The organism is Streptomyces sp. NPDC102514, from assembly GCF_055584525.1.
The window spans coordinates 36,843-56,932 of sequence record NZ_JBVJLW010000032.1 but is presented as its reverse complement, the minus strand read 5'-3'; the positions used below and the strand labels follow the sequence as shown (position 1 = coordinate 56,932).

16 protein-coding genes, 2 tRNA genes and 1 pseudogene are annotated in these 20,090 nt (G+C 70.3%); 8 read left to right on the top strand and 11 right to left on the bottom strand.

Annotated features, from left to right (window positions below; translation table 11 throughout):
• Window positions 1-196 precede the first annotated feature (196 nt).
• Both tig and ACZ60E_RS43465 read right to left on the bottom strand, forming a co-directional pair.
• Window positions 197-1,606 (bottom strand): trigger factor, encoded by a 1,410-nt coding sequence (gene tig / locus ACZ60E_RS43470; protein WP_469447878.1) that lies wholly within the window; start codon window positions 1,604-1,606, stop codon window positions 197-199.
• Between the two features lie 187 nt (window positions 1,607-1,793).
• Window positions 1,794-1,870 (bottom strand) — tRNA-Pro (locus tag ACZ60E_RS43465).
• 153 nt (window positions 1,871-2,023) lie between these two features.
• Here ACZ60E_RS43465 and ACZ60E_RS43460 point away from each other — a divergent pair.
• Window positions 2,024-2,097, top strand: a tRNA-Gly gene (locus ACZ60E_RS43460).
• 65 nt (window positions 2,098-2,162) lie between these two features.
• Here ACZ60E_RS43460 and ACZ60E_RS43455 read toward each other — a convergent pair.
• Window positions 2,163-3,011, bottom strand: coding sequence for an alpha/beta fold hydrolase (locus ACZ60E_RS43455; RefSeq protein ID WP_469447876.1), 849 nt, complete (start codon window positions 3,009-3,011; stop codon window positions 2,163-2,165).
• A 259-nt stretch (window positions 3,012-3,270) separates the two neighbouring features.
• Window positions 3,271-3,465 carry a hypothetical protein gene (locus ACZ60E_RS43450; protein WP_107016269.1) on the bottom strand — a complete coding sequence of 65 codons (195 nt, stop codon included), beginning with the start codon at window positions 3,463-3,465 and terminating at the stop codon, window positions 3,271-3,273.
• 590 nt (window positions 3,466-4,055) lie between these two features.
• On the opposite strand from ACZ60E_RS43450, the gene ACZ60E_RS43445 reads away from it, so the two are divergent.
• Complete coding sequence (locus tag ACZ60E_RS43445) at window positions 4,056-5,228, top strand: acyltransferase family protein (RefSeq protein ID WP_384809180.1); 1,173 nt, start codon at window positions 4,056-4,058, stop codon at window positions 5,226-5,228.
• Between the two features lie 224 nt (window positions 5,229-5,452).
• Here ACZ60E_RS43445 and ACZ60E_RS43440 read toward each other — a convergent pair whose 3' ends face one another.
• The 3 genes and pseudogenes from ACZ60E_RS43440 to ACZ60E_RS43430 form a co-directional block, all read right to left on the bottom strand.
• Window positions 5,453-5,929 (bottom strand): HD domain-containing protein, encoded by a 477-nt coding sequence (locus ACZ60E_RS43440; RefSeq protein ID WP_469447874.1) that lies wholly within the window; start codon window positions 5,927-5,929, stop codon window positions 5,453-5,455.
• The gene (locus ACZ60E_RS43435) at window positions 5,926-6,222 is read right to left on the bottom strand and encodes an FtsX-like permease family protein (protein WP_469447880.1); all 297 of its coding nucleotides are present in this window, start codon (window positions 6,220-6,222) and stop codon (window positions 5,926-5,928) included. The genes ACZ60E_RS43440 and ACZ60E_RS43435 overlap by 4 nt, the downstream gene beginning before the upstream one ends.
• A gap of 413 nt (window positions 6,223-6,635) precedes the next feature.
• Window positions 6,636-6,944, bottom strand: a pseudogene (locus ACZ60E_RS43430) (ATP-binding cassette domain-containing protein); the annotation flags it as partial.
• A gap of 262 nt (window positions 6,945-7,206) precedes the next feature.
• Here ACZ60E_RS43430 and ACZ60E_RS43425 point away from each other — a divergent pair.
• Window positions 7,207-8,400, top strand: a complete 1,194-nt coding sequence (locus ACZ60E_RS43425; protein WP_469447872.1) for a cation:proton antiporter — start codon at window positions 7,207-7,209, stop codon at window positions 8,398-8,400.
• Window positions 8,401-8,565: 165 nt separating this feature from the next.
• Here the strand turns inward: ACZ60E_RS43425 and ACZ60E_RS43420 are convergent, their stop codons facing one another.
• Window positions 8,566-9,747: a PP2C family protein-serine/threonine phosphatase gene (locus ACZ60E_RS43420; RefSeq protein ID WP_384813782.1), complete on the bottom strand. Its 1,182-nt coding sequence runs from the start codon at window positions 9,745-9,747 to the stop codon at window positions 8,566-8,568.
• Window positions 9,748-9,933: 186 nt separating this feature from the next.
• On the opposite strand from ACZ60E_RS43420, the gene ACZ60E_RS43415 reads away from it, so the two are divergent.
• The 4 genes from ACZ60E_RS43415 (at window position 9,934) to ACZ60E_RS43400 (ending at window position 14,488) form a co-directional block, all read left to right on the top strand.
• Entirely contained in the window at window positions 9,934-11,169 is a 1,236-nt protein-coding gene (locus tag ACZ60E_RS43415) for a GNAT family N-acetyltransferase (protein WP_469447870.1), read from the top strand.
• A 569-nt stretch (window positions 11,170-11,738) separates the two neighbouring features.
• Window positions 11,739-12,257 carry a lytic polysaccharide monooxygenase auxiliary activity family 9 protein gene (locus tag ACZ60E_RS43410; protein ID WP_453796072.1) on the top strand — a complete coding sequence of 173 codons (519 nt, stop codon included), beginning with the start codon at window positions 11,739-11,741 and terminating at the stop codon, window positions 12,255-12,257.
• Between the two features lie 180 nt (window positions 12,258-12,437).
• Window positions 12,438-13,172 carry a chitinase gene (locus tag ACZ60E_RS43405; RefSeq protein ID WP_385839217.1) on the top strand — a complete coding sequence of 245 codons (735 nt, stop codon included), beginning with the start codon at window positions 12,438-12,440 and terminating at the stop codon, window positions 13,170-13,172.
• Window positions 13,173-13,288: 116 nt separating this feature from the next.
• Window positions 13,289-14,488, top strand: coding sequence for a glycoside hydrolase family 64 protein (locus ACZ60E_RS43400; RefSeq protein ID WP_469447867.1), 1,200 nt, complete (start codon window positions 13,289-13,291; stop codon window positions 14,486-14,488).
• Between the two features lie 47 nt (window positions 14,489-14,535).
• Here ACZ60E_RS43400 and ACZ60E_RS43395 read toward each other — a convergent pair whose 3' ends face one another.
• Entirely contained in the window at window positions 14,536-15,345 is an 810-nt protein-coding gene (locus tag ACZ60E_RS43395; RefSeq protein ID WP_385839215.1) for an Fpg/Nei family DNA glycosylase, read from the bottom strand.
• 335 nt (window positions 15,346-15,680) lie between these two features.
• Window positions 15,681-16,166 carry a ribose-5-phosphate isomerase gene (locus tag ACZ60E_RS43390; protein ID WP_384813796.1) on the bottom strand — a complete coding sequence of 162 codons (486 nt, stop codon included), beginning with the start codon at window positions 16,164-16,166 and terminating at the stop codon, window positions 15,681-15,683.
• 252 nt (window positions 16,167-16,418) lie between these two features.
• Here ACZ60E_RS43390 and ACZ60E_RS43385 point away from each other — a divergent pair, with 252 nt between their 5' ends.
• Window positions 16,419-17,891, top strand: coding sequence for an amino acid permease (locus ACZ60E_RS43385; protein WP_469447864.1), 1,473 nt, complete (start codon window positions 16,419-16,421; stop codon window positions 17,889-17,891).
• 116 nt (window positions 17,892-18,007) lie between these two features.
• On the opposite strand, the gene ACZ60E_RS43380 is transcribed toward ACZ60E_RS43385, so the two are convergent.
• On the bottom strand, window positions 18,008-20,002 hold the full coding sequence (locus ACZ60E_RS43380; protein WP_469447862.1) for a protein kinase domain-containing protein: 1,995 nt from the start codon (window positions 20,000-20,002) through the stop codon (window positions 18,008-18,010).
• Between the last annotated feature and the right edge of the window lie 88 nt (window positions 20,003-20,090).

The following is a 20,090-nucleotide window of genomic DNA, read 5'->3' as shown; positions in this document are numbered from 1 at the left end:
GACCGCGCCGTTCCCCGCGCCCCCAAAGGCCCCGCCAGGGGCGCGAGGAACGGCGCGGGTGACCCCCACAAGCCGCACCCGCCCGTGTACCTCGGGAGGCAGACGCGGCTGCGGGACGGTGGGGGCGGGCCCCAGGAGAGGGCTGCGGGCCCCCAGGACGTGTCCTGGGGGCCCGTAGCTGCGTACCGCGGAGCGGTCAGGCCTCGGTCTTCTCCGGGGCGGCCTCGACGGCCTCCTCGGTCGAGCCCTCGTCGGAGGCCTCGGCAGAGCCCTCCGTGGAGGTCTCGTCCTCGTCCTCGTCGTCGAGGTCCACGACCTCGCCGTTCGTGTCCTTGACGGTGGCGGCCTCGACGACCACGGCAAGAGCCTTGCCGCGGGCGACCTCGCCGACCAGCATCGGGACCTGGCCGCCTTCGACGACCGCCTGGGCGAACTGGTCGGGAGACATGTTCGAAGAGGCCGCACGCCGCATGAGGTGCTCGGTGAGCTCCTCCTGGTTGACGTTCAGCTTCTCCTTGTTGACGAGCTCGTCCAGGACGAACTGCGTCTTGATGCCCTTGACCGCCGCGTCCTTGGTCTCGGCGTCGAACTCCTCGGCCGTCTTGCCCTGGATCTCCAGGTACTTTTCGAGGTCGAGGCCCATCTGGCCGAGCTGGTGGTGCTCCAGGTTGTGCTTGCGGGTGTTGATCTCGTCCTCGAGAAGCTTCTCGGGGACGGGCACCTCGACGAGCTCCAGCAGCTTCTCCAGGACTCGCTCCTGGGCCTGCGTGGCCTGGTCGTACTGCTTCATGTTCTCAAGGCGCTTGCGGCTGTCGGCACGCAGCTCTTCGAGGGTGTCGAACTCCGACGCGAGCTGCGCGAAGTCGTCGTCCAGCTCGGGCAGCTCGCGCTTGGCGACCTGGCTGACCTTGACGGTGACCTCGGATTCCTTGCCGGCTGCCGAGCCGCCCTTGAGCTCGGAGGCGAAGGTGGCCTCGCCACCGGCCTCCAGGCCCTTCACGGCCTCGTCGATGCCGTCCAGCAGCTCACCGGAGCCGATGGTGTAGGAGACGCCGCTCGCGACGCCGTCCTCCAGGACCTCGCCGTCGACCTTGGCCTCCAGGTCGAGGGTGACGACGTCACCGTCCTCGGCGGCACGCTCGACGGGAGCGGTCGAGGCGAAGCGCTCGCGCAGCTCCTCGACGGCCTTGTCGATGTCCTCCTCGCCGACCTCGACGGCGTCGACCTCGACCTCGATGCCGGAGTAGTCCGGGATCTCGATCGTCGGGCGCACGTCGACCTCGGCGGTGAAGTTCAGCGTCTCGCCGTCCTTCAGCTCCGTGATGTCGACCTCGGGCTGGCCGAGGACGTTCAGCTCGGCTTCGTTGACCGCTTCGGTGTAGAACTTCGGAAGCGCGTCGTTGACCGCTTCCTCAAGAACCGCACCGCGGCCGAACCGCTGGTCGATGACACGAGCCGGAATCTTGCCCTTCCGGAACCCCTTCACCGTGACCTGCTGGTTGATCTTCTTGTACGCCGCGTCGAGGCTGTCCTTGAGCTCCTCGAAGGGCACCTCGATGCTGAGCCGAACCCGGGTCGGGTTCAGGGTCTCCACGGCGCTCTTCACGGTTCGGTCTCCTTGGGGGCTGACTTCTTTGGGTTCTACTGACGGTCTCCGCCGGATACGGCGGAGCCTCAGCGGACTGGCGGCCCTTGAGGGACGTAAAAATGCAGACACACGGGCGCGCAGTTTGCATACTAGCCGCAGCCGGTACACGCCCCAAAAAGGTGATCTCGCCGGTGGTCCGGCACGGTGGTCGGGGTGGCGGGATTTGAACCCACGGCCTTCCGCTCCCAAAGCGGACGCGCTACCAAGCTGCGCCACACCCCGTCTGGTGCGACACGTAGGGTACATGCCCGCGGACCGTGCCACGCCCGCATTTCCGGGGGCGTCGCCGCCCACCGGAACGGGGTGTGCGGCGAGGGGGTGCGACCCGCTACGATGCTTCAGTGCCGCGGGTCACTGACCTGCGGTGCATGCTGTGCGGGCGTAGCTCAATGGTAGAGCACTAGTCTTCCAAACTAGCTACGCGGGTTCGATTCCCGTCGCCCGCTCCAGATGACGTAGGGCCAGGTCAGAGATCGAAATCTCTGCCTGGCCCTCACGTGTTTCCGGGCCCCGGTCAGTCGCCGAGGAACGTGAGCAGGGCCGCGAGGAGGCGGGCCGGGGCGTCCAGGGGTACGAGGTGGCCGGCGGCCGGGATCGTGCGCAGGCGTGCGCCGGGGATCAGGGCGGCCAGTTCCTCTCCCTTGGCGGGTGGGATCCAGGTGTCCTCCGCGCCCCAGCAGACGGTGACGGACAGGTCCATCGAGGGGTACAGGCCCTGGATCTCGTCGGTGTGGGCCTGGTCGGCCTGGGCGATCTGCCGGTAGAAGGCCGCCTGTCCGTCCTCTCCCGTCCAGGGGGCGACGAGTCCGGTCAGGACGTCGGGCCGCAGTCCGCGATGGCTCGCGGAGCCGACGTACTCACGGACCAGTGCTTCGTGCAGCGGGGCCGGGAGTTGGCCGAAGACGTCGGCGTGCGCGGCGACCAGCCGGAAGAAGGGTGAGCCCCAGGGTGCCAGCGCGACCGGGTCGACCAGTGCGAGACGCCGGTAGGCGGCCCCGTGGAGCAGATGCGCGCGGAGGGAGACGCAGCCTCCGAAGTCGTGCGCGATCACCGAGGGGTTCGTGAGCCCCCAGCGGTCGAGGAGTTGGGCGAACACCTCTCCCTGCGCCTTCAGCGAGACGTCCTGGCCGTCGCTCTTCGCGGAGGCGCCGTAGCCCGGCATGTCCCAGACGTGGACCCGGTGCCCCTCGGCGGCCAGGGCGGGGGCGATCTCGTGCCATACGTACGACGAGAACGGGGTGCCGTGCAGCAGAACCACCGGTGGGCCGTCCTGCGGTCCGAGGCGGTCCCATCGGAGGGTCCCGATCGGACTCTCCCAGCTCTCGCGCAACCGCCAGGAGGTCTTTCCGTCCACTCCGTCCACTCCGGCGTGCTCCTTCGCTCTCGCCGAGTCGCCCGGCGTCCGATGCGGGGGGCGCGGTCACGACCGCGGGCGTCACGGCGACAGAAGCAGCGACAGCAGCGGCGCGCAGAAGCGGTGGCAGTAGCGAAGACGAAGTGCCGATTCCGGGGTCGTCGACGGGCCGGCCGTGCGCGGGCTCCGCCGGGCAACGGGTCCGGGCAGTGCCGTCCCGTCCGCTCCCGCGCCGCGCGCCCATGGATCGCCGGGCCCGTGCACCCGCTCAGAACTGGATCGAGTTGATGGTCTCCGCTATCGAGTTGAGGAAGCGCTGGATGTCGTCCGCCATGCCTGTGGAGGCTAGGAAGAAGCCGAAGAGCACGGCGACTACCGCCGGCCCCGCCTTGATCGATCCACCCCGTATCAACACCACCAGGACGATCGCCAACAGCAGCACCACTGACAGCGAAATGGCCACAACTGATCACACCCTACGGTCGGTCCGCTCTCCCGGCCCGGAGGTGCAACCCCGCACACCCCCGCCAGAACCATCGTGCCACCAACAGGGCCGCCGTATGCGGCGGGTGAGGCATCCATCGGTCACCGACGTGAACGGGCAGGCCCCGCACGGCAATTCGAGGTATCCCTCCCACGAGGAATTCAGAGAGATCGTTTCCATGTCCACACACCTGCGCACACAACCTGTTCGCAGGTAATTCGAATTGTTGGCACAGGCACACCCGCCCCCTGCCGGGCGGGGGACTAACAGGGCACTAAAGCCGACTCGATGGGACATTCCACCAGAGTCGCCCGCGGGTGGTATGCGATGTTTAGTCATGACGAATCAGGACGTAACACCCCTGCCGAATGTGGCGCTCGCCATAGTCATTGCCATGTCAACTTCACCAAATCGGGGGTACCCGAGGGACGATAAGCAGGATTCGACTCAGGGGTTTTACGGAATCCCACAGACAACGCTAGGGTGCTTCAGATGTCCTACGCCGCCTCGTCCCCCGCATGTGCGGCGAGGTCGCGGATCGTCTCCCCCGGCTCCTGGTGGGAGGGTCTGTGACGAACTCGCTCCGTCCGCACGGCCAACAGAGGGCTCCACTCCCACCGGCACAGTCACCGGCCCCAGGAGTACCGAGTCCGCGACCAGCAGGAACACCGGACGCGGGCGCCGCCGCCGCGCCGGAGGTCAGACCCGCCAAACCGCGCGACGCGTTCTTCGACAACGCCAAGTACCTCGCGATCGTCTTCGTCGCGATGGGCCACGCCTGGGAACCGCTGACCGACCACAGCCGCGCCGCCGAGGCGCTCTACATGGTCGTCTACACCTTCCACATGCCGGCGTTCATCATCATCTCCGGCTACTTCTCCCGCAGTTTCGACATGCGCCCCGACCGGCTGCGCCGGCTGATCACGGGCGTCGTCGTGCCGTACGTCCTCTTCGAGGTGGCGTACTCCCTCTTCAAGAGGTGGGCGGACGACGATCCGAGCCATCCGATCAGTCTGCTGGACCCCTGGTATCTCACCTGGTTCCTGGTCGCGCTGTTCGTGTGGCGGATGACCGTCCCGCTGTGGAAGGTCGTGCGCTGGCCCGTACCGCTCGCGCTCGCCATCGCGATCCTCGCCTCCGTCTCCCCCGACATCGGCGACGACCTGGACCTCCAACGGGTCCTGCAGTTCCTGCCGTTCTTCGTCGTGGGCCTGTTCATGAAGCCCGAGCACTTCCAGCTGATGCGGCGCCGTGAGGTCCGGATCCTGTCGGTGCCGGTCCTCGCGCTCACGCTGGCCTTCGCGTACTGGGCGGGACCGCGGATGAACTCGGCGTGGTTCTACCACCGTGACAGTGCCCAGGAACTGGGTGCGCCGTGGTGGGCCGGTGTCGTGATGACGCTCGCGATGTTCGGCTGCTCGATGGTGCTCACGTCGTGCTTCTTCGCGTGGGTGCCGCGGCGCAAGATGTGGTTCACGGTTCTCGGGGCGGGCACGCTGTACGGCTATCTGCTGCACGGCTTCCTCGCCAAGGGGTCCCGGTTCTGGGGCTGGTACGACGACTACGGCTGGCTGAGTCATCCGGTCGGCGAGGTGTTCGTGTCCGTCTTCGCGGCGGCGGTCATCACCGCGCTGTGCACGCCTTTGGTGCAGCGGGTGTTTCGCTTCGCGATGGAGCCGAAGATGGAGTGGGCGTTCCGCCGGGATGCCACGGAGGTTGCTCGCGAGCGGGCCAAGTCTTGACGGGTTGGCCCGTGCGGGTGCCTGAGCGCTTGCGGTAGTGGGGTGTCTGCGGGTCAGTCGTGGCTGGCCGCGCAGTTCCCCGCGCCCCTGGAAAACACCCCCTGCGGGTTCGTTGTCGCTGGCCGCGCAGTTCCTCGCGCCCCTGAAAAGCAACCCTGCGGGTCAGTCGTGGCTGGCCGCGCAGTTCCCCGCGCCCCTGAAGAGCGCCCCCTGCGGGGCGCGTCTCAGGGGTGTTTGGGGGGTTGTAGGCCCAGGAGTTCGTGCATGTTTCTGTACTTTTCTGTCAGGCGGGTGCGGGTCTCTTCGTTCAGGGCCGACAGGCGTTCCGGGTTCGTGTTGTGGGCCAGGTCCGCTTGTTTCACCAGGAGGGCGCCCGGCGTGGTCAGGATGCGGGTGGCGTAGGTCTGTGGGGGCTCGGCCGGGCGTTTGGTGACGGCCAGCACCATGGCCTTCGTACGGGCGGAGAGCGCAGCCCCGCGCAGCCAGTCCTCGGAGAGTGCGTCGTCCTCCACGGAGTCGTGCAGCCAGGCCGCGGCGATCTGGTCCTCGTCGCCGCCACGGGCGCGTACCCCCTCGGCCACCGCCCGCAGATGCTCGGCGTACGGGCGGCCCGCCTTGTCCGTCTGGGCGGCGTGCGCCTCGCGTGCCAGGGCCTCGACCTCGGTGAGGGTCAGCAGCGGGCGGGGCTCGTTGTCGGTCATGCGTCGAGTGTGCCCCGTAGCGCCGCCCTCGCCGGCACGGTCACCGCCGTCAGCCCGAGGATCACCACGGCCGCCACGAACGATCCGTACACCAGCGGCGGTATGTACGGTGCCTCGCCCGTCAGGCCCTTCATCATCGGGACGAGGGTGGCGAGCGCGATGGCCGTGCCGAGGGTGACGCCGGCCAGGGCGACGAGCAGCGCCTCCCAGCGGATCATGCGCATCACCTGGCGGCGGGTGGAGCCGATGAGCCGCAGGGTGCCCAGTTCCCGGCGGCGGTCGAGCACGGTCATCACCAGGGTGTTGGCGGCGGCGACGGCCGCGAAGCCGCCGAGGACGGCCGCCATGACGGTGTTCGCCCACTCGTTCAGTTCGAGGTCGAGGGACCGGGCGGCGGTGTAGTCGCCCCGGGGCAGGACCGTGCCCGCCTTCCCCGCCGCCCCTGCCAGGCCCCCCGCGGTCCCGCCCTTCGTCCACACCTCGGTGGGGAAGGCGGAGGTGACGTGGGTCGCGAGGTCGGCGTGGGCCATGGTGATCCGGGACAGGCCCATGCCCCGCCCGTACGTGGCCACGACGCGCGGCGAGGTCTTCGTACCGTCGGGCAGGCGCAGTTCGATGCGGTCGCCCACTCCGGCGTCGGCGTTCGCAGCGAGGGAGGCGTCGATCGCGACCTCGCCCCGTTGCGGGGACAGGGCGCCCTTCTCGACTCGGTGCCGCCGAGTCGGACGGTCCCCGCGTCCGGCCGGTCGAGGCCGGCCGCGCACTGGAGGAACGTGGACTTGCCCGACCCCGAGGGCCCCATGACGGCGGTGAAGCTGCCGCGCGGGAGGGCCAGGTCGATGCCGCGCAGGGCGTGCACCGCCGAGGAGCCGCGGCCGTACCGGCGCCGGACGCCCCGGAGTTCGACGGCCCCCTCCCCCGCCGGGCCGGACGGGCTCGCCGGGTGACCGGCAGGGGCGGGTGCCGCGTCCCGGTCCTCGCCCCGGCCCTCGTACCGCTTCTTGCGCAGCCCCATGGCCGGGTCCGCCCTTTCGTCGTCCGTCGTGTTCCGCTCGCCGATGCCCCGACGCTACGGATCGGGGACCGACCGTGACCATGAGGACGGCCGCCGGGTCCGGGTGGGGAGAACCCCACCCTTATCGACCCCCCTTAATCGTTTGGTAAACTAAGTACTGACGCTTTCTTGACGTTCTCTTGACCCACTTGTCTTATTCAGCCGACCACCCCCTCGACCAAGGAGGAACGGGCCCATCGGACACGCAGAGCTTCTGATCGCCATGGGCGGTGCCTTTCTGGCCGCCGCCGTTCTCGCCCGCGTGGGTGCCCGGATCGGGCTCCCCACCATCCCCCTCTTCATCCTGGCCGGAATACTCCTCGGTCCCCACACCCCCGGCTTCGTGCTCGTCTCCGACCCGCACGAGATGGAGATGCTCTCCGCGCTCGGCCTGGTCCTGCTGCTCTTCTACCTCGGCCTCGAATTCCACATGGACGACCTCAAGGCGGGCGGGCGCCGGATGGCGCTCTCCGGAGGGACCTACCTCGCCCTGAACGTCGGCGCGGGCCTGGGCTTCGGCTTCGCCCTCGGATGGGGTACGTCCGAGGCGCTGGTGCTCGCCGGTGTGCTCGGCATCTCCTCGTCGGCGATCGTCACGAAGGTGCTGGTCGACACGGGGCGGCTCGGCAACGCCGAGACCAAGCCGATCCTCGGCATCATCGTCGTCGAGGACATCTTCCTCGCCCTCTACCTGGCGGCCCTCCAGCCCATCCTGTCCGGCGCCGACTCGCTCGGCTCGGCCGTCCTGGACGGCGGCAAGGCCTTCGCCTTCCTGCTGCTGCTGGCGCTCGCCGCGCGCTTCGGTACACGGATCGTGAGCCGCCTCTTCGACACCAGGGACGACGAACTGCTCGTCATCTCCTTCCTCGGTGCGGCCGTGTTCATGGCGGGGGTCTCGGAGTGGTTCGGGGTGGCGGACGCGATCGGGGCGTTCATGGTCGGTCTGATGCTCGGCAGTACGACCTCGGGTCCGCGGATCCTCAAGCTGGTGCATCCCCTGCGGGACGCCTTCGGCGCGATGTTCTTCTTCGCCTTCGGGCTGTCCATCGATCCGGGGGATCTGCCGACCGTGCTGTGGCCGGTGCTGGCCGCCGTCGCCCTGACGCTGGTCATGAACGTGCTGGCGGGGCTGGGGGCCGCGCGGATCTACGGGTTCGGGCCCGGGCCCGCCGCGAACATCTCGACGACGCTGCTCGCTCGGGGGGAGTTCGCGCTGATCCTTGCGACGATGGCCGCGGTGGCGGGGCTCGACGAGCGGCTGTCGCCGTTCATCGCGGGGTATGTGCTCGTGCTCGCCGTGCTGGGGCCGTTGGCCGCGGGGCGGTCGGGGTGGCTGGCGCGGATTCTGCCCGGGGGGAAGGCCGCGCGGGCGGCCGAACGGGCCGCCGAGCCACGGGAGTCCGCGCCGGTGGGCTGAGGGAGCCTTTCCTCGCCCCCGCCGCCCCTATCCTCCCCGTCACTGCATGGGGGCTTCGCCCCCTCGCCCCCTTTTGCGCAGTTCCCCGCGCCCCCAGGTGCCTGGGGGCGCGGGGAACTGCGCAGTCTTTTGGGCCCGCCCCCGCCCAGCGGCAGGCGAAAACGCTCAGAGCGTGGCCGGCCCCGTCGTCGCCCCCTCGCGGCAGATCAGCAGCAGCGCCCGGTCGTCGTTCACGTCCTTCGCGACCGCTTCGATCAGATGCCAGGCCGCCCCGTGGAAGCCGCCCGCCACATACCGGTCGGCTTCCCCGGTCAGGCGGTCGATGCCCTCGACGATGTCCCGTTCGGACGTCTCCACCAGGCCGTCCGTGAACAGCATCAGGACGTCACCGGGGCGCAGCGAGCCTTTGACCGAGTCGAACTGCGCCCCGCCGTACACCCCGAGCAGCGGTCCCTCCGCGACCTTCTCCTCCCAGCGGCCGTTGCCCGCGCTGAGCTGCAGGCCCGGCGGATGTCCGGCGGAGAAGAGTTCGTAGTCGCCCGAGTCCAGGTCGAGCACCAGGTGGATGGACGTGGCGAAGCCCTCGTCCCAGTCCTGGCGGAGCAGATAGCCGTTCGCCGCGGGCAGGAAGGCGTGCGGCGGCAGGGACCCCAGCAGGCCGCCGAACGCACCGGACAGGAGCAGCGCACGCGACCCCGCGTCCATGCCCTTGCCGGAGACGTCGGTGAGGACGACCTCCAGGGTGCGCCCGCCGTTCGTACGGGCCGCGACGACGAAGTCGCCGGAGAACGACTGGCCGCCGGCGGGCCGCAGCGCCATCTCCCGGTGCCAGCCCATCGGCAGCTTCGGCAGCTTGCTCTGCACCCGGATCCGCTCGCGCAGGTCGAACAGCATCGTGCCGCCGCGCCGCCACGGCACCCCGACCCGGCTGCGGAACTGGGCGATCAGCAGGCCGAAGAAGCCGCACGCGGCGACCACCAGCACGATGCCCGGCGTGACCCGGGAGGGGCCTTCGGTGTACGGGCCGAGTCTCACGGACTCCACGATGAGCGCGGTGGCGGCTGCGGCGTACAGGCTGAGGAGGCTGGAGGGGCGCAGCAGCAGGCCGCCCGCGACGATCGGCAGGACGAGCATCGCCGGGGAGCACCAGACGGAGTTCATGAGTGTGACGAAGGCGATCACGGGAATGGTCAGCAGGAGCCCGGCGAGCGCGACCCAGTCCGAACCGTCGCCGCGGAAGTAGTCGACAGCGGATCTGCGCAGCCCTGTGCGGACCCGGTGTACCTGCTTCTTCAACCGGGCCGTGAACGTATCGGCTTCTGCGCGCCGCTCTCGTCCTGCTGCCATTAGTTCGGGACCCTATCCATCGGACCAGGTGCTTGGCACGGGAGGTCCCACTTGTCCCCCGTCCGGGGACGGAAGTCACAGGGAAGCCCGGTCATCGCAGAGCGTACGGCCGGATGGGGACCCGGCACCGCCCGCCCGGGAGAAATCCGGTCGCTCATCCCGGATTGCCCTGGTAGGCATGGGGACATGACGACAGACTTGCGCGCGCTGACCCCCGCCGACTGGGACGCGTGGTACGGGAAACTGGAGCTCGCGTTCGGCGGGGTCGCGGAATCGGCCGAGGAGCGCGCTCTGTGGAGCGACCTCACGGAGCACGACCGCTCCCTCGGGGTCTGGGACGGTGGCGAGTGCGTGGGCACGGCCGGCGCCTTCTCCTTCCGGCTCACGGTGCCGGGCGGCGCGTCCGTACCGACCGCGGGCGTCACGATGGTGAGTGTCGCCTCGACGCACCGCAGGCGCGGGGTGCTCACCTCGATGATGCGGCGCCAGCTGGACGACGTACGGTCCTGGGGTGAGCCCCTCGCCGCCCTGACGGCGTCGGAACCGGCCATCTACGGCCGCTTCGGCTACGGCATCGCGACCCAGCAACTGCGTGCCGAGATCGACACGGACCGGGTGCGGCTGTCGGTGCCGGACGGCACGGACGACGTACGGCTGCGGCTCGTGAAGCCGGACGCGGAGGGTGTGCCCGAGGCCTGCGAGGCGGTGTACGCGCAGCACGTGGCCGTGCGGCCCGGGATGCTGGCGCGGCGGCCCGGCTGGGAGCGGCTGGCGCTGCTCGACCCGGAGAGCGACCGCAAGGGCTCCTCTCCCCTGCAGTGCGTGCTCGCGCAGCGGGGCGACGAAGTCGTGGGCTACGCCCGCTACTTCAACAAGCCGGACTGGGACGCGGCCGGGCCGAAGGGCACGATCGAGGTGCGCGATCTGGAGGCGCTGGACCCGGCCGCGTACGCGGCGCTGTGGCAGCACCTCTTCGGTATCGACCTGACGTCGAAGGTGAAGCTCTGGAACAGGCCTCTCGACGACGCCTGGCAGCACCTCGTCTCCGACACCCGCCGGTGCGACCTCGCCCCGCGCGACTCGATGCACGTGCGGCTCGTCGAGGTCGGTGCGGCGCTGGAGGCGCGGACGTACCAGGCGCCGGTGGACGTGGTGTTCGAGGTCGAGGACGCCTTCTGCCCCTGGAACGAGGGGCGTTGGCGGCTCTCCGGCGACGCGAAGGGCGCGTCCTGCGCACGGACCACCGACACGGCCGATCTCGCCCTGTCCGTACGGGACCTGGGGGCGGCCTACCTCGGCGGGGTGTCCCTCGCCTCGCTGGCCGCGGCGGGACGCGTGCGGGAGCTGCGCCGGGGCGCTCTCGCGGAGGCCTCGCTCGGTTTCGCCTCCGTCGTGGCGCCCTGGCTGCCGCACGGCTTCTGAATCGCTTCGCTGTGCCGTCGTGAACCTCCGTGGGAACAGGCGGAGATCGGCCGTGTACGGTCCGGTGCGCTGCGCCTACCCGGTCGGGCCGGACGTATGCGGGCCGGATCGGGGCGTGTCGGCGGTCGCCGGAATTTTTCGGCGGCCCCCGCGCCGTCGCGGGCCGCCACGGGACGACCCCCTGCGCGCCGCCCCGTGGCGTAGGCGCTTCTCCTCCATCACCTGCGGAAACCTTTCCCCCGTACCCCCGCCGTACCCCCGCCGCACCCCCGCGCCACGCCGCCGCGGGGGTGCCGTCGTTCCGGGGTGCGGACGGGCGGCCACCCCCGGGCGGGGCTCCGTCATGCCCTTGACACGTCGCGACGAGCCACTTGTATGGTCTAGGCCAACAGAACGCGCCGTTCCGTTCGGTGAGTTGGCCCTTCGCGGGAGCAATCCGCCCTGGACGGACCGGCCGGAGCGCGTCACCTTCGCGCCTCTTGGCCCCACCCACGAGAGGCCGGTCCCGTCGCGTACGGCCCCCCACACAGCCGTGCGTGCCAGGGAAGGCCTGATGTGAAGGAGTCCCCATGCACGCCAGCAGGAAGACGGCTGCCCTCATGGGCGCCGTACTCGCCCCCGTCGTCGCCCTGAGCCTCCCCGCCGGCTCGGCGAGCGCCCACGGCTACATCTCCGACCCGCCCAGCCGCCAGGCCCAGTGCGCCGCGGGCACGGTGTCCTGCGGGGACATCACCTACGAGCCGCAGAGCGTCGAGGGCCCCAAGGGCCTGACCAGCTGCAGCGGCGGCAACAGCCGCTTCTCCGAGCTGGACGACGACAGCAGGGGCTGGACCGTCACGCCGGTGCAGAAGAACACGACGTTCTCCTGGAAGCTCAGCGCGCGGCACTCGACCAGCACCTGGGAGTACTACGCCGGCGGGCAGCGGATCGCCGTGTTCGACGACGGCGGCGCCCAGCCGGACGCCGTGGTGAACCACCAGGTCGACTTCGGCGGCCTCAGCGGACAGCAGAAGGTCCTGGCCGTCTGGAACGTGGCGGACACGGACAACGCCTTCTACGCCTGCATCGACGTCAACGTCGGCGGCTGACAGCCGAGTCGGGGCCGGTCCGTCGGGGACCGGCCCGCACCGCCCCACCCAGCGCACGCACCACCCCACCCCGCGCACGCACCGCCCCATCCGGCGCACACGCCTGGCGGAAGTCCCCCACCTTCTTCCGCCCGCCCCTTGCGCGCCGTCCCCCCACACCCCATCCCCAGGAGTCGCACCGTGCACCGACGCATACTCGGGCTGCTGACCGCCACCGGCGTGGCCGCCGCCCTCTGCACGCTCACGCTCGCCCCGACGGCCTCCGCCCAGAAGGCCGGCGCGGACACCTCCGCCGCCGCGTTCGTCGTCAGCGAGGCCCAGTTCAACGACATGTTCCCGGGCCGGAACTCGTTCTACACGTACAGCGGCCTGACCGCCGCACTCGACGCCTACCCCGGCTTCAGCAACACGGGCAGCGACACGGTCAAGAAGCAGGAGGCCGCGGCCTTCCTCGCCAACGTCAGCCACGAGACCGGCGGCCTGCAGTACGTGGTGGAGCAGAACACCGCCAACTACCCGCACTACTGCGACACCGGCCAGCCCTACGGCTGCCCGGCCGGCAACGACAAGTACTACGGCCGCGGGCCCGTCCAGCTCAGCTGGAACTTCAACTACAAGGCCGCAGGCGACGCGCTCGGCATCGACCTGCTCAACAACCCCGACCTCGTGCAGAACGACGCGGCCGTCGCCTGGAAGACCGGCCTCTGGTACTGGAACACGCAGACCGGACCGGGCACGATGACGCCGCACGACGCCATGGTCAACAGCGCCGGGTTCGGCGAGACCATCCGCTCGATCAACGGCAGCCTGGAGTGCAACGGGGGCAACCCGGGCCAGGTCCAGAGCCGTATCGACAACTACCAGCGCTTCACCCAGCTGCTCGGTGTCGAGCCCGGCGGCAACCTCAGCTGCTGATCCCGGGCCCGAGCACACCGCCGCTCGGCTCCGGCCCCACCCGGACCGAGCGGCGCCCGCCCGCCCTCAGAACCCGCCCTCAGAACCTGTGTCAATCCCCCACCGACGAGGACCTCATGCACCTGTTCTCTCCCCGCAAGCTGACGGCTTCCCTGGCCGTCGCGGCCGCGCTCGGCGCCGTCGCCGTCGTCGTAGGCCCCGCCGACCGCGCCTCGGCCGTCCCGGACACCATCCCGCTCACCCTGAAGAACACCTCGGGCAGCGGCGAACAGGTGTACGTGTACGTGATCGGCACCGAACTCGCCTCGGGCAAGCAGGGGTACGCCGACGAGTCCGGCGTCTTCCACGCCTGGCCGGCCGGCGGCGCCCCGCCGGTCCCGGCGCCCGACGCCTCGTTCGCCGGCCCCGCCGACGGCGCGTCCAAGACCGTCCAGCTCCCTAAGTTCTCCGGCCGGGTCTACTTCTCGTACGGCGAGAAGCTGGACTTCCGGCTCGCCGACGGCGGTCTCGTGCAGCCCGCCGTGCAGAACGCCTCCGACCCCAACCACGACATCCTGTTCAACTGGACCGAGTACACGTTCAACGACTCCGGTCTGTGGCTGAACTCCACCCAGGTCGACATGTTCTCCGCGCCGTACTCGGTGGGCCTCACCGCCGGTGACGGCTCCGCCAAGGAGACCGGCACGCTCAAGGCGGGCGGCTACCAGGCCGTCGTGAACGGGCTGAAGGAGCAGGGCGGCGGCTGGGAGAAACTGGTCGAGACCCGCGGTGACGGCACCCCGCTGCGGGTGCTCGCCCCCGGCCACGCCATCGGCTCGGGCGCCATCCCGGCCGGTGTGCTGGACGACTACATCGACCGGGTCTGGACGAAGTACGCGAGCGACACGCTCACGGTGACGCCGTTCAAGGACCGGCCCGACACGAAGTACTTCGGCAAGGTCAACGGCGACACGATGGACTTCACCGACGGCACAGGCGCCGTCGTGACGTCCTTCGAGAAGCCCGACTCCGACTCCGTGTTCGGCTGCTACAACAAGCTGGACGCCCCCAACGACCAGGTGCGCGGCCCCATTTCGCGGACCCTGTGCGCCGCGTACAACCGCTCGACGCTGCTCACCAACTCCGAGCAGCCCGACGCCGACGCGTCCGGCTTCTACCAGGACGGCGTCAGCAACCACTACGCCCGGCTGGTGCACGACCAGATGCAGAACGGGCAGGCGTACGCCTTCGCCTTCGACGACGTCGGCAACCACGAGTCGCTGGTGCACGACGGCGACCCGAAGGACGCGACCATCTCGCTCGACCCGTTCGACTGATTCGACCGATTCGGCTGAGCGGACCTGGTGCCCGGTCTGTCAGTTCTTCAGTTCTTCTGACAGACCGGGCACCAGAAGAGGTTGCGGGCGGCGAGACCGGCGGTGCGGATCTCGCCGCCACAGACGAGGCAGGGCATGGTGGCCCTGCGGTACACGTAGACCTCGCCGCCGTGGTCGTCCTTGCGCGGCGGGCGGCCCATCGCCTCCGGCTCGTGCTCCGGGCGGACCGTGTCGATGCGGTTGTTGCGGACCCCCTCGCGCATGAGCACCACCAGGTCCGCCCACATCGCGTCCCACTCGGCGCGCGTGATGTCCCGGCCCGGCCGGTACGGGTCGATGCCGTGCCGGAAGAGGACCTCCGCGCGGTAGACGTTCCCGACGCCCGCGATGACCTTCTGGTCCATGAGGAGGGCGGCGATCGTCGTACGGCTGCGGGAGACACGCTCGTACGCGCTTGCCGGTTCGGCGTCCTCGCGCAGCGGGTCGGGGCCCAGGCGGTCGTGCACCGCCTGCTTCTCCGCGTCCGCGATGAGGGTGCAGGTCGTGGGGCCGCGGAGGTCCACGTACGCGGTGTCGTTCCTGAGCCTCAGGCGGACCGTGTCCGTGGGCGGGAGTGCGGGGGCGCCACCGAAGTTCACCTTGCCGAAGAGGCCGAGGTGGATGTGGATCCAGTCGTCCGTCTCGAAGCGGAGGAAGAGGTGCTTTCCGTGGGCCTCGGCGGTGGTGAGGGCCGTGCCGTCCAGGAGGGCGGCGGCGTCCGTGAACTTGCCCTGGGGGCTGGTCACGTGGGCCTTGCGGCCACCGAATCCGCCGAGGTAGTCCTCGGCCAGCCGATGAATGGTGTGCCCCTCCGGCACGGGTCCTCCTAGCGGGTTCCTTCTCCCCAGCCCCGCCCCTTCCCGAAACTGAGGGCTGCGCCCCCAGACCCCCCTGTCGCGCTCGCGCGCTCGTCCTCAAACGCCGGACGGGCTGAAAATCAGCCCGTCCGGCGTCTGAGGACCGGGGGTCCGGGGGCGGAGCCCCTGAGTACGTGACGGGAACGGGTAGGGGCGGCGGGGGCGAAAAAGGCTTCTAGCCCTGCGGGTTCGGTGGGGGCTGATCGCGCAGTTCCCCGCGCCCCTAGGTACCTAGGGGCGCGGGGAACTGCGCAACGGGGGCGAGGGGGCGCAGCCCCCATGCAGTGACGGGTGGGCTAGCCCTGCGGGTGGTGCGGCGGGATCGGGGGGAGCTCCCGGGTCGTCTCGTACGACGCCAGCATGTCGATGCGGCGGATGTGGCGCTCGTCGCCCGAGAACGGCGTGTTCAGGAAGGTCTCGACGAACTTCGTCGCGTCCTCCTCGGAGTGCATCCGCGCCCCGACGGCCACGACGTTGGCGTCATTGTGCTGCCGCCCGAGCGCAGCCGTCTCCACGCTCCACGCGAGAGCCGCCCGCACCCCCGCGACCTTGTTCGCGGCGATCTGCTCGCCGTTCCCGGACCCGCCGATCACGATGCCCAGACCCTCGGGGTCGGCCGCGGCACGCTCGGCGGCACGCAGGCAGAACGGCGGGTAGTCGTCCTGGGCGTCATAGATGAGGGGCCCGCAGTCGACGGGCTCGTGCCCGGCTGACTTGAGCCACTCGACGAGGTGGTTCTTGAGTTCGAAACCGGCATGGTCGGAGCCGAGGTACACGCGCATGGTCCGAGTGTGACACGGCCGTTTCGGATCGGCCCCGTCGGGGCACGCGCAGGAAACGCTCCGGGGCGAGTGGCGGAAAAGCACTGGTAATCCTATAGAACCTCAGAGAAACCTCAAGTAACGATCTGGATTCAAAGGTTCACGAATCTATTCGCCTGGGATTCACTGGACCGGCTCGCCGAGCCCCACCCCCACCCGCACTCCCCACGGTCCTCCCAGTCCCCACAGTCCCCGGCGCAAAGGAATCCCCCCATGGCCTCGCAGCCGACCCTGACAAAGGCCGGTAACGGCCCCGAAGGTCCCGGAGAACCCGACGGCGGACTCCAGGCCGGGCTCAAGAACCGGCATCTGTCGATGATCGCGATCGGCGGGGTCATCGGCGCCGGCCTCTTCGTCGGCTCCAGCTCCGGTATCGCCACCGCGGGCCCCGGCATCCTGCTCTCCTACGCCCTCGTCGGGACCATGGTCGTCCTCGTGATGCGGATGCTCGGTGAGATGTCCGCCGCGAATCCGACCTCGGGCTCGTTCTCCGCGCACGCCGACCGGGCGCTCGGCCGCTGGGCGGGCTTCTCGATCGGCTGGCTCTACTGGTTCTTCTGGGTCGTCGTCCTCGCGATCGAGGCCACCGCGGGCGCGGTGATCCTGGAGAGCTGGGTCCCGGCCGTGCCGCAGTGGGGCTGGGCGCTGATCGTCATGCTCGTACTGACGGCGACGAACCTCGGCTCCGTCGGCTCGTACGGCGAGTTCGAGTTCTGGTTCGCCGGGATCAAGGTCGTCGCCATCGGCGCCTTCATCGTCATCGGCGGGCTCGCGGTCTTCGGCGTACTGCCGGGTGCCGACACCGACAGCGCCGGGCTCGGGAACCTCACGGAACACGGCGGCTTCCTGCCGCACGGACCCGGTTCGATCCTCACCGGCATCCTGCTCGTCGTCTTCTCCTTCATGGGCAGCGAGATCGCCACCCTCGCGGCCGGCGAGTCCGAGAACCCGCAGCGCGCCGTCACCAAGTCCACCAACAGCGTCATCTGGCGGATCGGCGTCTTCTACCTCGGCTCGATCTTCGTCGTCGTCACGCTGCTGCCGTGGGACTCGGAGTCCATCCAGAAGGACGGTTCGTACGTCGCCGCCCTGAACTCCCTCGGTATCGCCAACGCCGGCGAGATCATGAAGTTCATCGTGCTGACGTCCGTCCTGTCCTGTCTCAACTCCGGCCTCTACACGGCCTCCCGCATGGCGTTCTCGCTCGGCCGGCGCGGTGACGCGCCCAAGGCCTTCGCCCGCACCACGGGCCGTGGCGTCCCGATGACCGCGATCCTCGCGTCGGTCGCCTTCGGCTTCGTCGCCGTGTTCTTCAACTACGAGTTCCCCGACTCGGTCTTCCTCTTCCTCGTCAACTCCTCCGGCGCGGTGGCCCTGTTCGTCTGGCTCGTCATCTGTCTCTCGCAGCTGCGCATGCGGAAGATCATCGAGCGGGAGACGCCGGAGAAGCTGGTCGTACGGATGTGGCTGTACCCGTATCTGACGTGGGCGACGATCGCGCTGATCGTCTTCGTCCTCGGCTACATGCTCACCGACACCGAGCACGACGGCCGCCAGACCGTACTGCTGTCCCTGCTGGTGGCGGCCGTGGTCGTGGGCATCTCGCTGGTGATGGAGAAGCTGCGGCGCGGGAAGGCCGGCCGGCCGCGGGAGTCGTCGAACGCCACTGACACCGAGCAGGTCTGACGGCTGTCCCCGCACCCCCACGACAACCGTTGGTTCGTACGGCGCCTTCGCGGATCCTTTCCGCGGAGGCGCCGTCGTGTGCGGCGTGCGGAGAGTGCCGTGCTCGGAGAGTTCGGTCACAGGGGCGTGAAGCTCTTCTTGATGTTCTCGTAGACGCGCAGTGCCCGTTCCTCCACGTCCGGGTGGTACCAGGTGGTGACCTCGTACGACTTGCCGTCGGCGTCGAAGCCGAGCAGCCGGGCGTGCCAGGGCAGCCCCTTGGCCGTGACCGTGTACTCCCAGACGACGGCGGGCGCCCCCCTGAACGTGGTCTCCTCCAGCCGGATCCGCTGGTAGTCGAGGCCCTTGCTCGTGGTCTCCTCCGTCTTCTTCCACTGGTCCATGAGATCGCCGCGGGCCGGGGAGGCGTTGGCCAGGATCTCCTGCTTGCGGTCCGGTGACGTGTAGTGGACCTCGGCGCCGCTCTGCACGACCCGGTCCCAGCCGTCGGGCGGCACCCAGGCGTACAGGCCCGCCTCCGTGCGGGAGCCCGCCGGGAGGCTCGGCGGGCGGGCGGTGCCCGCGACGGTGGGGCTGCTGCCTTTGACGCCGGACGCGGACGGGCCCGCCTTGTCCTTGTCGTCGGCCGGGCCGCCGAGCATCGGGATGAGCAGGCCGGCGAGTGCCCCGGCGACGACCACGCCCACGGCGGCGATCAGGCCCTTCCGGCCCCGCAGGCCGCGGAGGCCCTGGGTCCGGTCTCCGGTGGGCGGCGCTGCGGGCGGGGTCGGGTCGATCCGGGACCCCGTGGGCAGCCCGGCGTTCCGTTCCTGCTCCGACTCCGCCACCACCACTGGTGGCTCCGACACCGGCGGCTGCGGCGAGTGCGTCGGCTGCGGCAGTTCCGCCTGCGTCGGTGTCGGCTTCGGCGGTTCCTGCCGCTCCGGCCGGACGCCGGGCGCGCGGAACGCCTGCCCTGGTGTGGCTCCCTCGGACGGGATCTCCGGGGTGCCCTCGGGAGGGGCTTCCGAGGACGTGTTCTCCACCTCGGGGGGCGGTTCGGGGGCGGGTGCCTCCGGAGTGCGGGTGTGCCCGGCCGGTACGGCGTCCTCCACCGGCTCCATGAGCGGGATGCGTACGTACAGGGGGGTCGGGCGCTCGGACGGCGGGGGCTCCCCGGCCGGTGAGGGCTCGGCGGCCTCCGCGGGGCCGGTGGCCGCCGGTTCCCCGGGCTCCGGCTCCGGCTGGACCTCCGGCTCGGGTTCCGGCTCGGGTTCCGGTCCCGGCTCCGGGGTCGCAGCCGGGGTCGCAGCCGGGGCGGCCTCCGGAGTCGGCTCCCCGCCGCCGGGGGCCGTGACCGTGAGCGCCGCCGTCGTGCCGTCCGCGGCCGGGCCGAGGAGTGCGGCCAGTTCCTCCAGCGCGGGACGGTCCGCGGGGTCCTTCCGCAGCAGAGCCGTGAGTACGTCCCGCAACTCGCCCTCCCCCGCCGCGGAGGGGATCTCGGGCTCCTCGTACAGCACCGCGTGCAGGGTCGCGAGGGTCGTCGCGCGGGAGAACGGGGAACGGCCGCCCAGCGCCGCGCAGAGGGTGGCGCCCAGGGACCAGAGGTCGGACGGCGGGCCCTGCGGGCGGCCGGAGACGCGCTCGGGTGCCATGTAGTCGGGTGAGCCGACCAGCATGCCGGCCATCGTGAGGGCTTCCGCGTTCTGGATGGCGGCGATGCCGAAGTCGGTGAGGACGACCCGGCCGGCCCGCCGTTCGATCAGGACGTTGCCCGGTTTGATGTCCCGGTGCAGGACACCGCCCGCGTGCACCTGGTCGAGCGCCGCCACCAGTTCGAGGCCGATCCGGGCCGTGGCGCGCGGGCTCAGCGGCCCGTCCTCCGCCACGACCCGTTCGAGGGAGCGGCCGTCGACCAGCTCCATCACGATCCACAGGCGCTCGCCCTCGTCCACGACGTCGTACACGCGCACCACGTTGGGATGGTCGATCCTGGCGGTCGCCCTGGCCTCCCGCAGGGTCCGTTCGCGGCGGGTCCTGGCGTCCTCCTGGTCCATGCCGTCTATGCGCATCTCCTTGACGGCGACCTGCCGGTCGAGCGTTTCGTCGGCGGCCCGCCACACCCGCCCCATTCCCCCTTGTCCAATGCTCTCGACCAACCGGTATCGACCTGTAACCAGCAATCCCGGAATACCGCCCCTCGTTATTTCTGGCACCCCC

Coding starts and splice junctions, on each gene's coding strand:
- ACZ60E_RS43440 (WP_469447874.1), bottom strand. CDS start 5,929: ATGACCGACAACGAGCCCCGCCCGCTGCTGACCCTCACCGAGGTCGAG.
- ACZ60E_RS43435 (WP_469447880.1), bottom strand. CDS start 6,222: ATGACCGTGCTCGACCGCCGCCGGGAACTGGGCACCCTGCGGCTCATC.
- ACZ60E_RS43425 (WP_469447872.1), top strand. CDS start 7,207: ATGGGCGGTGCCTTTCTGGCCGCCGCCGTTCTCGCCCGCGTGGGTGCC.
- ACZ60E_RS43420 (WP_384813782.1), bottom strand. CDS start 9,747: ATGGCAGCAGGACGAGAGCGGCGCGCAGAAGCCGATACGTTCACGGCC.
- ACZ60E_RS43415 (WP_469447870.1), top strand. CDS start 9,934: ATGACGACAGACTTGCGCGCGCTGACCCCCGCCGACTGGGACGCGTGG.
- ACZ60E_RS43410 (WP_453796072.1), top strand. CDS start 11,739: ATGCACGCCAGCAGGAAGACGGCTGCCCTCATGGGCGCCGTACTCGCC.
- ACZ60E_RS43400 (WP_469447867.1), top strand. CDS start 13,289: ATGCACCTGTTCTCTCCCCGCAAGCTGACGGCTTCCCTGGCCGTCGCG.
- ACZ60E_RS43390 (WP_384813796.1), bottom strand. CDS start 16,166: ATGCGCGTGTACCTCGGCTCCGACCATGCCGGTTTCGAACTCAAGAAC.
- ACZ60E_RS43385 (WP_469447864.1), top strand. CDS start 16,419: ATGGCCTCGCAGCCGACCCTGACAAAGGCCGGTAACGGCCCCGAAGGT.
- ACZ60E_RS43380 (WP_469447862.1), bottom strand. CDS start 20,002: ATGGGGCGGGTGTGGCGGGCCGCCGACGAAACGCTCGACCGGCAGGTC.